Source organism: Morganella sp. B601, from assembly GCF_051172335.1.
Lineage (GTDB): Bacteria > Pseudomonadota > Gammaproteobacteria > Enterobacterales > Enterobacteriaceae > Morganella > Morganella morganii.
In genome coordinates this window covers 450580-464336 of record NZ_JBPIZE010000001.1, presented here as the reverse complement: position 1 = coordinate 464336, position 13757 = coordinate 450580, and the positions used below count along the sequence as shown (strand labels likewise).

The following is a 13757-nucleotide window of genomic DNA, read 5'->3' as shown; positions in this document are numbered from 1 at the left end:
CGCCGGGAATGCGAACAAAAAATGTCCGGATTTGCGTTGGATTTTTGAATCTGTGAAGGGTGTCACTTGCCACAAATTGAATTAAAATAGTGATTAATTTTTATTTAGAATGGATCATATTCAGCCATGTCAGATGCTTTACCGCATACGACAGCCACGCTTAAACGCCGTTATCGTGTGCTCAAACGCCTTAAAGAACGCAACCTCGCCCCTGTTACCGTCCTGCTGCTGGCGGCTGCCGTCGGCGCACTAGCCGGTTTTACCGGTGTGCTGTTTGAACGCGGGGTCAATTGGGTTGGTGAATACCGGGTCAGCTCTCTGTCTTCACTGACAGATAATAAAGAAATACTTATCCCTCTGATGTTTATTGTTTCCGCCCTGCTGGCCATGTCAGGCTACTGGCTGGTGCGGCGTTTTTCGCCGGAATCCGGTGGATCGGGGATCCCGGAAATTGAAGGGGCATTACAGGATGTCCGCCCGGTACGCTGGTGGCGGGTGCTGCCGGTGAAATTTATCGGCGGGCTGGGTACTCTCGGCTCCGGTATGGTGCTGGGACGTGAAGGCCCGACCGTGCAGTTAGGGGCAAATATCAGCGGGCTGGTCAGTGCGCTGACCGGGGTGAAAAACCAGGAATCGCGCCACACATTGCTGGCCACCGGTGCCGCCGCCGGTCTGACCGCCGCTTTTAACGCGCCGCTCGCGGGGATCCTGTTTATCATCGAGGAAATGCGTCCGCAGTTCCGTTACAGCCTGATTTCCATCAAAGCCGTTTTTATCGGCGTGATCATGTCGAGCATTGTTTTTCAGACCTTTAATAGCGGCGCGCCGATTCTGGATATCGGCAAATACCATGCCGCCCCGCTGAATACTCTCTGGCTCTATCTGGTGCTGGGAATGGTTTTCGGTGTGATTGGTGTGATGTTTAACCGCTTTCTGCTCACCATGCAGACACAATTCCACCGTTTTTATCAGGATAAAACATCCCGTTTTGTTGCTACCGGCGGTCTGATTGGCGGACTATGCGGTATTGCCGGGCTGTACTGGCCGCAGGTAACCGGCGGCGGATTCGCGGTGATCCCGGATGTCGCCGCACTGCACTACTCCCTGACCGGTATTCTGATGATCTTCCTGTTCCGTGTGCTCACCACGGTTATCTGCTTCAGTTCCGGTGCGCCGGGCGGGATCTTCGCACCGACACTCGCACTCGGCACACTATTCGGCAGTTTCTTCGGCTATGCCGCCATGCTGCTGTTTCCGCAGTATCAGATTGAACCGGCGACCTTCGCCATTGCGGGGATGGGAGCTCTCTTTGCCGCCACCGTCCGTGCGCCGCTGACCGGTATTGTGCTGGTACTGGAGATGACAGATAACTATCAGCTGATCCTGCCGATGATTATCACATGTCTGGGGGCAACACTGCTGGCGCAGTATCTGGGCGGGCGTCCGCTGTATTCGGTACTGCTGGAGCGGATCCTGATGCAGAACGGCACACCGCCGGAAAAAACCGGTGACGCGCCGCGAGGGTAATAATCAGGCTTTTTTGCGGGCAATCAGGGTGGCGAAATTCAATCGGATCCGGTTACCTGCCGCATCAGTGCGGTGCAGATGTCCCGGGTTTTCGTTGTATTTCAGAATGTCCCAGTCCGCATAATAGCCGGATAACTCGCCCGGTTTCAGGAAGCAGTCAAACGGCAGTTCATCATACGGCATATTCTCAGTTTCCACCGGGCAGACAATCAGGTTATACCCGTCCGGGCGGGTATGCGCCTGCATATCGGCGATGATCGCGGCAATATTCTCTCTTTTCAGGAACATCAGCACTACAGTGGAGATAATGATGTCGTAATCATCCTGCAACGCATGCTGGTTGATGTCATACACCTGCGTACGGATATTGCTGATCCCCGCAGCGGCTTTCACATCCTCAATCGCCTGAATATGCTGCGGATTGATATCCACGGCCGTCACATCATAACCGCGCTGCGCCAGGAAAAAGCTGTTACGCCCGCGCCCGGATCCTAAATCGAGTGTTTTACCCGGTTTTGTCATTGTTACCAGTTCACGGACTTCGGAGTGCGGACGGGTCAGTCCGTGGATTTTATAGAATTCATCTTCAGGCTGACACCAGAAGGCAAGCTGACAGGAAATATCATCACTGACGGATTCAATTTTGTGCCATACCTGCGGGTCAAGACGCGGTGGCTGATGCGCGGTATCAAAGTGGTAGCGGGTCTCTTCGCCGTTTTCACCGAAAACAACAAAATCCATCTCCCCCGCCAGAACCGTCAGCTGCGCCCACGTACCTTCCGCCGTATTATGGCGATCCATAAACGCCATCGGGATAGTGGTTTTTTGCCAGACCGGCAGGGTTTTATAACAGACTAAGTTTTCCATTTTACGCCTCACCTTAAAGATGTATTTTAAATACATCTTATATCCTTTCCGGTGAGGCGTAAATGGTTTTTATTTCTGACGGGCGATAACTTCGTTTATCCCCTGAAAGACAAACGGTTTAGCATCGGTGAAATCCTTTGCCACATCACCGGAATAAATGTTTTGCTGTTCAGGACCCAAATCCAGTTTCTTCACTTTGCCGTTTTCTTTGCTGAAATCCACTTTCTTCAGGTCAACCCAGAAGATATTAGGTGTCAGCGCCGATTCAAAGAAATAAATCTGACGTTTGTGATCCACCACCGTACGCCAGCGGGTGGAGGAGATATTCGGCTCTTCTTCGGTATTCAGCCCGAACGGCACAGACACATTGCGGATCACGCTGAACACAGACGCCACCGCTTTATTCGGCGTGGTCGCTTTCGGAATCGCATTAATATAGAAAGACCCGCGGGCAAAACGATCAGCGGAGCGGTTGGTGCCCGGCAGCATCACGGTGCCGTTGATTTGCTGCCAGTAGCTGTCCAGTGCCAGCTGCTCGCTGAACACCGGAGAGTTGGTCATTACCTGATATTTACGGCTGTGATGAATCACCTGCTTACCATCAATATATTCAATAATGGCGCTGTCACCGGAGGCATCGGATAATGAAAGGTGCAGTGTCGCCAGGCGCTCTTCACCCGGGACTTTATCGGTGATCACCGCAAACGGCTCTTTTTCCAGCGCGGTAACCGCTTCTTCAACGGTCGCGTAGTTATCCAGCACATACTGTGCCCAGGCCGAAATACTCAGGGTCGGTTTGTTGCTTTCAGGTGTCGGATACACAGATTCGACCAGCCACAGCAGGTTTGCGGACAATCCTTTTTCATTAATGCCGTCGGTGGTGGAAACATCATAGCCGGAAGCTACCACGCTGCCGTATTTGGACACCCATTTCACGGAGTTCGGCCCGGCGGCACCATCGCGTTCCATCCCCTGCGGGAAGATCCATAAATTGGTACCGACATCACTTTTCCAGTCCATTGACCGGGCGGTGATCACCTGAGCATCATCCCCGAGATACACCAGCCGGGTGCAGGCGGAAGCAATCTGGGCAGCCAGTAATGTGGCCGACGCGACCGCACCGGCAAGTATAATTCGCTTAAATGTCATGAAAAACCCCTTTTCATTGCGTCCGGCAACCGGCAGCTTACCGGTTACACTTCCTTATTACTGTAGTCCTTATCAGGATTTTGTGGCAAACGGCGGCCGGGCAAACCAGATAAGAACAATCAATCCGATAAAGATGCCGCCGGAGAGCCAGAAAATCTCATTGGCACTGATAATCAGCCCCTGAGCGGTAATCTCCTTCGCCAGATAGGCGGAGGTCTGTGCTTCTGATAACCCGTGCTGCGCCATCTCCTGATACATCTGTACCGATTCCGGATTATACGCGGTGATGGATTCTGTCAGCTGAGAATGATGTAACGATTCGCGACGGCTCCACAGCGTGGTGGTGATCGATGTACCGATAGATCCCGCCAGTGTCCGGAAGAAGTTAGCCAGCGCGGAGGCCGAGGCCAGTTTCTCCGGCGGCAGACCGGAAAGCGTGATGGTGGTGAGCGGCATAAAGAAACAGGCCACTGCAAAACCCTGCACCAGCTGCGGCCAGACCGAGGCATAGAACCCCATCTGCGGCTCAAAAGTATAAGCGCGCCAGTAGAAGCAGACGGAATACACCACGAAACTAAAGGTTACAATCCAGCGCAAATCCACCACATTGGAAATTTTACCGACAAACGCGGAGATCAGTATCGGCACCAGCCCGATAGGCGCCAGCGCCAGCCCCGCCCATTCAGCCGTATAGCCGTACACCTCCTGGAGCAGCTGCGGCAGCAGTACAATCGCGCCGAAATAGACCATATACGCCAGACTGACCGACAGTGTGCCGATGGTAAAGTTACGCGACTTAAACAGCGACAACTCGACAATCGGGTTTTTGTCCGTCAGTTCCCAGATCACCAGGAAGACCAGTGCAACGGCGGCAATAATGGCCAGTGCGACAATTTCATCTGACTCCAGCCAGCCGAGATCTTTCCCTTTATCCAGCAGGATTTGCAGACAGCCGATCCCGACCACCAGCAGCGACAACCCAATCACATTGAGCGGAACCTTTGTCACCTTCGATTCCATACCGCGCAGCAGAATCAGACTGACCAGCACCACCGCAATGCCGATAGGCACGTTGATAAAGAAAATCCAGCCCCAGTGGAAGTTATCACTGATATAGCCGCCCATAATCGGCCCGAACACCGGCGCCAGAATGATGGTCATCGACCAGAGTGCCAGCGCGGTATTCTGTTTGGCGGGCGGATAACTTTTCAGCAGCAGGCTTTGTGAGAGCGGAATTATCGGACCGGCTACCCCGCCCTGTAACACGCGGAAGAAAATCAGCATTTCCAGGCTTTCTGATAACCCGCACAGCAGTGACGTCAGGGTAAACAGCCCGGTGGACCAGATAAATACCCGCACTTCCCCGAAGCGCTTGGCCAGAAACCCGGTAATCGCGATGGAAATCGCGTTGGATACCCCGAACGAGGTAATAACCCAGGTGCCCTGAGAGACAGAGGCACCGAGATCACCGGAAATAGTCGGGATCGCCACGTTGGCAATAGTGGAGTCCAGCACCTGCATAAAGGTGGCCATCGACAGCGCGATGGTCGCCCAGACCAGTTTCATGCCTGTTAATGGTTGATTAGCCACAATAAAGCCCCGCGCTGATTAACTGGCGTTATCGGTAATGATTTGTGCAATCACCGCATTGACCGGTGCCAGATCCGGGATCAGCACATCACTCTTAAAGGCCGGGGTATCACGCTGGACATTGGCCAGTACCGGGCCATCGGTATTTTTGGTTTCGATAGTCACGTTCATCGACAGACCGATACGCAGCGGATATCTGGCAACCTGCTGCGGATCCAGCTCTACCCGGACCGGCAGACGCTGCACCACTTTGATCCAGTTCCCGGTGGCGTTCTGCGCAGGCAGCAGAGAGAAGGCACTGCCGGTACCCATATCCAGCCCGGCTACCGTGCCGTTAAAGGTCACTTTGTCGCCGTAAAAATCACTGGTAATGGTGACCGGCTGCCCGATGCGCACACTGCTGAGCTGCGTTTCCTTAAAGTTGGCGTCAATCCAGACCGGCTCGACCGGCACAATCGCCATCAGCGAGGCATTCGGGCTGACCTGAGCCCCGACCTGCACATTGCGGCGGGAGACATACCCGGTAAACGGACTGCGGATTTCCGTGCGCTGTAAGTTAATCCAGGCATCACGGACTTTATCCGCCGCCTGCAACACCGCAGGCTGATCCGCCAGCGCGGTATTTTTCAGTAATGCTTTGGTGGCATTCAGTTGCTGCACAGACGCATTCAGAGATGCCTGTGCCTCTTCAACCGCTTCCCGTGAATGCTGTAAATCTTCTTTGGAAATAGTTCCGCGCTGTCCTAACACACTGCGGCGGGCATAGTCATTCTGCGCCTGATTCAGCATCACTTGTTTCTGAGCGATAACCGCACCGAGCTGGTCGCGGTTAAAATAGAGCTCCTGAGTCTGCCGCACCGTAGCCGCGAGATCATGACGGGCCTGCGCGTAAGCCAGTTCAGCATTGGTTTTATCCAGCACCACCAGCACATCCCCGGCATGCACCAGATCGGTATTCTCAAAATTCACCTGTGTCACATTACCGGTGGTTTGTGCGACGATCGGTACCTGAAGGCCCACCACGTAGGCGTCATCGGTATATTCCTGATAACGCAGCACCATGAACCAGTAAATAAGATAACCGGCGAGCAGCACAATAAAGAGGAGTGACGTTCCCGCAAGCCAGATTTTTCGTCTGGCAGGATTGGATGACGATGTTTTTTTGTCAGAAGGCTGGGCAGCAGAAGACTGCGCTGATGTGTTGTCCATCAAAATACCCCGGTAATAAAGTTAAGCCAAAAATATTGCGCACAGAATAGCCTGAATCACTATAAAAGTAACGGTAAGTGAAATATTACAGGGGAAAACCGAAAACAGTATAAACAGAAACGAAACATCTGCTGAACACAATAAAATATGTAACTTATTTATCGGATTATGATGAACAGCAAATGAATATATGGAAATATGCAGATATTTAAGTAATATCCGCTGCATATTTTGATACTTATTTCTGCACTCTCAGTGACATCCCCCCCCAGATTATTCGTCTGCCCGGTTCATTTTCGGGTATCAGAGTATTTTCTGTTTACCTTTCCCGATTCTTAAACAAAGTATCGTGTTTTACTGAAATGTGTTTGTTTTTTATCCGGACACAGAAAACAGCACGATTTGCACATTTCCGCTTCTGTCCGCCGGACATAAAAAACCGCAGAGTCATAAACGCTGCGGTTATTATCCGTTACCCTGAGATATTTACTGGGACAAAATCAGACGCAGTGCCTCAGCGGTAGCCGCTTTATTCGGTTCTTTCGTGAATAAGTCATAAAAATCGCCGACAATCAGACAGGTGGTGACCGGGTCTTCCGCGCCTTTATTCAGGTCACTCAGCAACATCACTTTATCACCGTATTTTTCTGACAGTTTCTGATAAACATCCCCTAATACCTTATAAGCTTCCTGTGCCGGGACATTACCGGTATTCCGGTCTTCCAGTGATGATGTCAGGATCAGATTCACCGTTTTCAGCATCCGGATATCAGCTTCATTATAGGTAAACTGCGCTTTATTCTGCGGGAATTTATTCAGCGCCGGAAAAAAGTTATTAAAGCACTGCTGTCCGGACGGATCTTTTACCAGATAACCTTCCGCCTGCTCTTTTACTGCCCCGGCGAAGGCATTCAGGGCATCATCAGAGGCATACGGGATCCGGTCAATTAATAACACTGCCGTCATCCCGGCGATATCATTCATCCATGCCACTTTCTGATCGCGGGTCATGGTGTCATAGTTCCTGATATTACTCTTCAGGCCCTTATATTTTTCCGGGGAAATTTTGCCGACCACTTCAACAAACTGCATCGATTCAGACATCATCTCCGCTTCAAGTGATTTTTGTGTTGCCGCTCCGTCTTTACTGACGGCGGTGACAGAAAAAACATTATCCCGCTTACCCATATAATAACCGGCACCGGCAAAGACCACGGCAACAATAAGAACCAATAATAAGCTGAGTTTTTTATTCACGCACTTTCCTCTGATACGCTGAGTTATCACTGAAAGTGATAGTGACACAAATTAATAAGGCCTGCTATTGCAGGCCCCGATAATTGTTCAGATTGTAAAAATAATCAGATTTTTACGCCTTCAACGGAAATAATCAGTTCAGCATCCTGAGACTTCGGACCCAGATCGGCTTTGATATTAAAGCTTTTCAGTGAAACTTTCCCCGTTGCCTCAAAACCGGCGCGGTAACCACCCCACGGATCTTTGCCTTCACCGGTCAGTTTTGCATCCAGAGTAACCGGATTGGTCACGCCGTTCAGCGTCAGATCACCGGTGATAATAAAGTCATCGCCTTTCTTTTCTACTTTGGTTGAAACAAATTTTGCTTCCGGATTTTTCTCTGTATTCAGAAAATCCCCGCCGCGCAGATGTTTGTCACGCTCAGCATGGTTGGTATCCAGGCTGCCGGTTTTGATGGTCACATCCACGCTATCCTTTGCCGGGTCGGCCTTATCAAAGGTAAATGTACCGTCAAAATCCTTAAATGTCCCGTACAGCCAGCTGTAACCCAGGTGCTGAATACGGAACTGCACAAAGGCGTGCTGCCCTTCTTTGTCTATCTTATAGGTGTCGGCCATTGCCGCACCGGAACCCAGCAGCATCATACCTGCGCTTAAACCAACCAGTGCTTTCTTCAGCATCATATTCACTCCGTCATAATAAAATTACGGGCAGCCCGTTCAGGGTTTCATGCCCAGCATGCGTTTTAATGTGGCGTCTTTATCAAAGAAATGATGTTTCAGTGCCGCCAGCGCGTGCAGCGCCGATAACACAACAACCGACCAGGCAAGGTACAGGTGAACCGTACCGGCGGTATCCGCCTGCTCTGCGCCGTCTGTCACTGTGGCCGGTACATCAAACCAGCCGAAAACCGATATCGCCTGACCATTTGCCGTTGAGATAAAATAGCCGGTGATCAGAATGGCAAACAAAATACCGTACAGCAGCCAGTGTGCCAGCGCAGCACTGATGCGGGTAAACCGGCTGTAAGTGGATAATGCCGGCGGCGGCGGGGAAAACCAGCGCCAGATCATGCGGACAGCCAGCACAATAAACAGCAGGATCCCGATACTCTTATGGATCTCCGGTGCGCGGTGATACCAGACATCATAGTAACCCAGCGAAACCATCCACAGCCCCAGTGCAAACATCCCGTAAACGGTGATTGCCACGCCCCAGTGAAGCAGAACGGAGAGGTGTCCGTACCGTTGCGCACTATTTTTCCATTGCATTGATAAATACCCTTTCTGTTCCATACGGATAACATTTCAGTAACAGCAGGATACTTTACGTGAATTTTCCGGCCATATCGGACAAATATTTTGTTTAAGTTAATCAAATTAAGTCAATAACTTATTAATTTAACTGTCATTTTTATAACGATAAAAAATATTAAACCAGAAAAATCTTATATAGCGGGATTTTGTAAGACTGAATCGGACTGAGTTATAACCAGAATGCAGGAAAATCCGTAATCAGGCGGATACCACCAAAAAATAATTTTAATATTTAAAAATATTTTTGATAAAAAGATTGACGAACATCACATAAATGCTATGATACATCCATCGAAGCAAAACAGCTTACCAACCTAATTCAAAAGCAGGAGTTCATTATGAAAAGCATCAAAACTTTCTTTTCCAATCTGACCCGTGCTGCTGCTATCATTGCAAAATACAGCAAAGCATTCTGATTAAAATCAGACAGATATAAAAAAAGCGCCCGATGGGCGCTTTTTTTATGTCTGCAGATCACCGGTATCATGAGTTCTGCCGCCATTAAAAATAATTTTAATATCTTAAAATAAAGTTTATGTAAAGTTTGACATTCATCACAAAAATGGTATAGTAGCGCCATCAAAGCCAAACAGGCTTAATCACCTACTCAAAAGCAGGAGTTTATTATGAAAAGCATCAAAACTTTCTTTTCTTATCTGACCCGTGCTGCTGCTATCATTGCTAAAAACAGCAAAGCATTTTGATAAATCAGACAGATACAAAGAAGCGCCCGATGGGCGCTTTTTTTATGCTGCTTTATTTTGCCAGCGGCGCAAATAACCAGCGCAACCACCAGCGGATTTTCCAGCCCGGATTTTTCTCCCTGACTACCGGTGACGTACGGCAGACCGACCGCAGAATTTTCCATTCAAAATCCAGGAACAACCGGGAATGACCGGATTCCGCACCATACGTGCAGACTTCCTCATGCTTGCGTTTATCAACCGGTGTGTTGTATTCCAGACTTCTGTCCAGCGTATGATAAGACTTATCACGATCCACAATCCGCTCTATGGCATACACCGATTTCGGCAGATAACGCTGGCGGGAGCCGTGATATTTCTGCAGTTTCACAAAACGGTAATCTTCCGCGCCGTAATGACCGCAAAACTCTTCATCATAACCATAAAAACGGAAAAAGCGGGCGCGGGACATAAAGAACAGATTGGAGTGCCCTTTACGGAGATTCCCCTGCTCACCCCGGCGGTAGAGTTTATAGAATGTCCGGCCCGGGTTTGCCGCATTAATCAGATAAGTGAACGTCGAAACCGGCAGGATATGATCCAGGTCGGTCATCAGAATTTTGTCTGACGCCGCATAGGTCACACCCAGATTACGGGAACCGCCCTGGTTCCACGGAATATCGGTTGTTATCCGCAGCCATGTCAGATTTAAATCAAATTCAGGAATTTCATACTCAAGCGGAGAGCAATCATCAACAATGACAAACTGAACATAGTCCAGCACGGATGCCGGCATGCTTTCATATTCACGAAGCAGATTGATAACTTCAGAAATATCTTGCTGATTGCAATAGAAATGAGTGATGTAAGTAAGTTTTATATGTTGCTTATCCGCAACTTTTCGGAAGAATTCGCGTGACATTATACCTGTGACCCTGTTACCACAAATGACCGGCCGACAATTAGCAACCAGTGCGATGTTAATTGCCGGCTATTCTCACATACAGGCGGTACAGTGTCACTACTTTGCGGGGATAAACTATTCCCGATCGAAAAAGTAATCCACCGGAACATGGAACATTTCTGCCAGATACATCAGATAATGTATACTAATCCGGCTTATTCCACGTTCATAACGGTTAAATTGCTGCTGCGTTATTCCCATATCTTCCGCTAACCGCACGACACTTAATCCTAAGTATTTTCGCTTTTCTTTAATACGTGTTCCGACACAGGAATATATAGATTCCGTCTCCATAAGATTCTCCTTCACTTATATTGACAACGTGATAACAAAAAATTCCGTTTTTCAGAGTCTGCCATCCGCTTACTTACCAGCGGCTCAATAACATCATAACAACATGAAATATAAAAAATAAAAATCAACAGCTATGAATAACCGGCATCTTCAGTCTTAGTAATCGGGATTTAACCTTATAGGTGTATTCTTTGCAATATCAATACGTCTGTTTAATATGATAACACCTACCCGATCACAATTAATATCAGAATCAGGTCTTAATAAGATTAAAATTAATTCTGAAAAAACCGATATCGGAATATCAGTTAATAATATACCCCGGTATTTCATAAAAATAATTGCGTGAAAATACTTAAGAAATACTTACATTTTTTCCTTATCACCTGCTTAAGAAAGGCCATTTCCGGCTATGTGTTAGTTGCATCACAGAAAAAATACATATGTATAGTTATAATTTACATATGTAGCCATTTATCTCTGTTTCTGAGGTTATCTTATGACGCAACACCCCCCTGCCGGATATACCCCGCTAACCTGTGGCACCCTTCCCGCTTACCTGTCCGCACATTTACCGGATGATATTCTACCCGGCGGTACGCCGGAATCCTGGCAGACAGAGGAAGTCGGTGACGGTAATCTCAATCTGGTATTTATTGTCAGAGGCAGTCAACGGATCCTGGTGGTCAAGCAATCACTGCCGTATGTCCGTGCGGCCGGTGAATCCTGGAAACTCTCTTTGCAGCGTAATTATTTCGAATACCATGCGTTATCACAGGAAAAGCGCTTCGCACCTGACAGTGTGCCGGATGTCTATTTCTATGACGAAACCATGGCGCTGTTTGCCATGGAATACCTCGCTGATCATGTCATTCTGCGTAAAGCGCTGATCGCAGGAGAATATGTCCCTCAGCTGGCGGAAAAAATCGGCCGGTTTATGGCGCAGACACTGTTCCATACCTCGGATATCGGCATGGCGGCACAGGAGAAAAAAGCTTTGACCGCACAGTTCTCCGCCAACCATGAATTGTGCAAAATTACCGAAGATCTGATTTTTACCGAGCCTTACTTCCCGGCGCCGCGCAATAATCACACCTCTCCGCAGCTCGATCGCGATGCAAAAGCCGTGATGCTGGACAGGGAAATGGTGCAGGTCGCGATGCGCTATAAATACAAATTTATGACACAGTCACAGGCGCTGCTGCACGGGGATTTGCACTCCGGCTCCGTGATGATCGGCACTGACTCTGTTCAGGTCATTGATCCTGAGTTCAGTTTTATGGGGCCGATGGCGTTTGATACCGGCAACTACGCCGGTAACTTATATATGGCCTGGTTTTCCCAGCCCGGACACCGGGAGACAGAGGAAGAGACCGCACGCTATCAGCAATGGCTGCTGTCGCAGATAAGCCAGACCTGGAATACATTTGAGACTGAATTCCGCCGTCTGTGGACAGAAAAATCACAGGGCGATGCCTGGCCGCGTGAGCTGTATCAGGACGGCATGTTTGATGACAAATTCCTGAAAGCCGCACAGGACAGTTTCTTTGCAGAGCTGTTTCAGGACACTCTGGTCAATGCGGGGCTGGAGATCAACCGCCGCCTGCTCGGGTTTGCCGGTGTTGCTGATTTCAAAACCATTGCTGATGCAGACAAACGCGCGGCACTTGAGCGCAAAGCACTGAAACTGGCGCGGGAACTGATTGTCAACGCGCGCCATTATCACAGCTTTGCCGATGTCGAAGCCTTTCTTTCTTATTGTTAAGCGTCACCTGCACACGAGGTTATATAATGAAAATTAACGGAAAACATTACCGTTCCGTCTGGCCCGCAGATAATGGTATTCATGTCTGTATTTTTGATCAGACAAAACTGCCTTTTGAAGTCAGTATCATCACACTGACGACTATGGAGGAAGCCGCAACCTCCATCAAAGATATGTGGGTACGCGGTGCACCGCTGATTGGTGCCGTGGCCGCTTACGGCGTGGCGCTGGCGATGCACCGCGACAGCAATGACGCTGCCCTGAAAAAAGCGTATGACGTGCTGGTTGCCACCCGCCCGACTGCCATCAACCTGAAATGGGCGCTGGACAGAATCTGCGGTGCCCTGACACCACTTCCCGCAGCTGAGCGCCGTGACGCCGCTTACCGTATTGCCGCAGAAATCGCTGATGAAGATGCGGAAATCTGTCACCGCATCGGCGAACATGGCCTGACGATTATCCGCGACATCGCCGCCCGCAAGAAACCGGGCGAGCCGGTGAATATCCTGACCCATTGTAATGCAGGCTGGCTGGCTACCGTTGACTGGGGCACGGCACTGTCACCGATTTACCAGGCTTATGATGAAGGTATAAATATTCACGTCTGGGTGGATGAAACCCGTCCGCGCAACCAGGGCGGACTGACTGCCTTTGAGCTGGGCTCGCACGGTGTGCCGCATACCCTGATTGCCGATAACGCCGGGGGGCACCTGATGCAGCACGGTGAAGTGGATATGTGTATTGTCGGCACTGACCGCACCACCGCACGCGGGGATGTCTGCAATAAAATCGGTACTTACCTGAAAGCACTGGCGGCCAAAGCGAACAATGTGCCGTTCTATGTGGCGCTGCCGTCACCGACCCTCGATTTTACTGTGTGGGATGGCGTAAAAGAGATCCCGATTGAACAGCGTGCCGGTGAAGAACAGTCACATGTTTTCGGCATCACACCGGAAGGCACCCGCAGCTGGGTTAACACGGCTCCGGCCGGAACACGCTGCGGCAACTATGCCTTTGATGTCACCCCGGCGGAGTATGTCACCGGGCTTATCACCGAACGCGGTATTTGTGATGCCTCCCCGGCCGGGCTGAAAGCCATGTTCCCGGAGATGTGGCCGTCTGAGTATGAGGTGTGA

General features: G+C 49.8%; 12 protein-coding genes. 3 read left to right on the top strand and 9 right to left on the bottom strand.

Features of this window, described 5'->3' with window-relative positions:
* Positions 1-126 precede the first annotated feature (126 nt).
* A complete protein-coding gene (gene clcA, locus ACSBQN_RS02070; RefSeq protein WP_220730940.1) occupies positions 127-1527 on the top strand; it encodes a H(+)/Cl(-) exchange transporter ClcA in 1401 nt (466 codons plus the stop codon).
* 3 nt (positions 1528-1530) lie between these two features.
* Here the strand turns inward: clcA and tehB are convergent, their stop codons facing one another.
* The 9 genes from tehB to ACSBQN_RS02025 all read right to left on the bottom strand — a co-directional run bounded on the left by tehB (position 1531) and on the right by ACSBQN_RS02025 (position 10856).
* Complete coding sequence (gene tehB, locus ACSBQN_RS02065) at positions 1531-2394, bottom strand: SAM-dependent methyltransferase TehB (protein ID WP_024474813.1); 864 nt, start codon at positions 2392-2394, stop codon at positions 1531-1533.
* Between the two features lie 69 nt (positions 2395-2463).
* Positions 2464-3543: a linear amide C-N hydrolase gene (locus tag ACSBQN_RS02060; protein ID WP_004237752.1), complete on the bottom strand. Its 1080-nt coding sequence runs from the start codon at positions 3541-3543 to the stop codon at positions 2464-2466.
* 72 nt (positions 3544-3615) lie between these two features.
* The gene (locus ACSBQN_RS02055; RefSeq protein ID WP_152695858.1) at positions 3616-5109 is read right to left on the bottom strand and encodes a DHA2 family efflux MFS transporter permease subunit; all 1494 of its coding nucleotides are present in this window, start codon (positions 5107-5109) and stop codon (positions 3616-3618) included.
* 42 nt (positions 5110-5151) lie between these two features.
* A complete protein-coding gene (locus ACSBQN_RS02050) occupies positions 5152-6342 on the bottom strand; it encodes an EmrA/EmrK family multidrug efflux transporter periplasmic adaptor subunit (protein WP_024474811.1) in 1191 nt (396 codons plus the stop codon).
* 486 nt (positions 6343-6828) lie between these two features.
* Positions 6829-7599: a hypothetical protein gene (locus ACSBQN_RS02045; RefSeq protein WP_024474810.1), complete on the bottom strand. Its 771-nt coding sequence runs from the start codon at positions 7597-7599 to the stop codon at positions 6829-6831.
* A gap of 104 nt (positions 7600-7703) precedes the next feature.
* Entirely contained in the window at positions 7704-8279 is a 576-nt protein-coding gene (locus ACSBQN_RS02040) for a YceI family protein (protein ID WP_024474809.1), read from the bottom strand.
* A gap of 39 nt (positions 8280-8318) precedes the next feature.
* A complete protein-coding gene (locus tag ACSBQN_RS02035; protein ID WP_205501166.1) occupies positions 8319-8870 on the bottom strand; it encodes a cytochrome b in 552 nt (183 codons plus the stop codon).
* Between the two features lie 801 nt (positions 8871-9671).
* Positions 9672-10520 carry a glycosyltransferase family A protein gene (locus ACSBQN_RS02030; RefSeq protein ID WP_024474807.1) on the bottom strand — a complete coding sequence of 283 codons (849 nt, stop codon included), beginning with the start codon at positions 10518-10520 and terminating at the stop codon, positions 9672-9674.
* Between the two features lie 117 nt (positions 10521-10637).
* Complete coding sequence (locus ACSBQN_RS02025) at positions 10638-10856, bottom strand: helix-turn-helix domain-containing protein (protein WP_024474806.1); 219 nt, start codon at positions 10854-10856, stop codon at positions 10638-10640.
* A 499-nt stretch (positions 10857-11355) separates the two neighbouring features.
* Between ACSBQN_RS02025 and mtnK the strand changes: the two genes are divergently transcribed.
* Positions 11356-12621, top strand: a complete 1266-nt coding sequence (gene mtnK / locus ACSBQN_RS02020) for an S-methyl-5-thioribose kinase (RefSeq protein WP_024474805.1) — start codon at positions 11356-11358, stop codon at positions 12619-12621.
* Positions 12622-12647: 26 nt separating this feature from the next.
* A complete protein-coding gene (gene mtnA / locus ACSBQN_RS02015; protein ID WP_036406335.1) occupies positions 12648-13757 on the top strand; it encodes an S-methyl-5-thioribose-1-phosphate isomerase in 1110 nt (369 codons plus the stop codon).

Bases quoted from the DNA above. Each gene is read 5' to 3' on its own strand.
- ACSBQN_RS02050 (WP_024474811.1), bottom strand. From the start codon at position 6,342: ATGGACAACACATCAGCGCAGTCTTCTGCTGCCCAGCCTTCTGACAAA.
- ACSBQN_RS02035 (WP_205501166.1), bottom strand. From the start codon at position 8,870: ATGCAATGGAAAAATAGTGCGCAACGGTACGGACACCTCTCCGTTCTG.
- tehB (WP_024474813.1), bottom strand. From the start codon at position 2,394: ATGGAAAACTTAGTCTGTTATAAAACCCTGCCGGTCTGGCAAAAAACC.
- clcA (WP_220730940.1), top strand. From the start codon at position 127: ATGTCAGATGCTTTACCGCATACGACAGCCACGCTTAAACGCCGTTAT.
- ACSBQN_RS02025 (WP_024474806.1), bottom strand. From the start codon at position 10,856: ATGGAGACGGAATCTATATATTCCTGTGTCGGAACACGTATTAAAGAA.
- ACSBQN_RS02060 (WP_004237752.1), bottom strand. From the start codon at position 3,543: ATGACATTTAAGCGAATTATACTTGCCGGTGCGGTCGCGTCGGCCACA.
- ACSBQN_RS02030 (WP_024474807.1), bottom strand. From the start codon at position 10,520: ATGTCACGCGAATTCTTCCGAAAAGTTGCGGATAAGCAACATATAAAA.
- ACSBQN_RS02040 (WP_024474809.1), bottom strand. From the start codon at position 8,279: ATGCTGAAGAAAGCACTGGTTGGTTTAAGCGCAGGTATGATGCTGCTG.
- mtnA (WP_036406335.1), top strand. From the start codon at position 12,648: ATGAAAATTAACGGAAAACATTACCGTTCCGTCTGGCCCGCAGATAAT.
- ACSBQN_RS02055 (WP_152695858.1), bottom strand. From the start codon at position 5,109: ATGAAACTGGTCTGGGCGACCATCGCGCTGTCGATGGCCACCTTTATG.
- mtnK (WP_024474805.1), top strand. From the start codon at position 11,356: ATGACGCAACACCCCCCTGCCGGATATACCCCGCTAACCTGTGGCACC.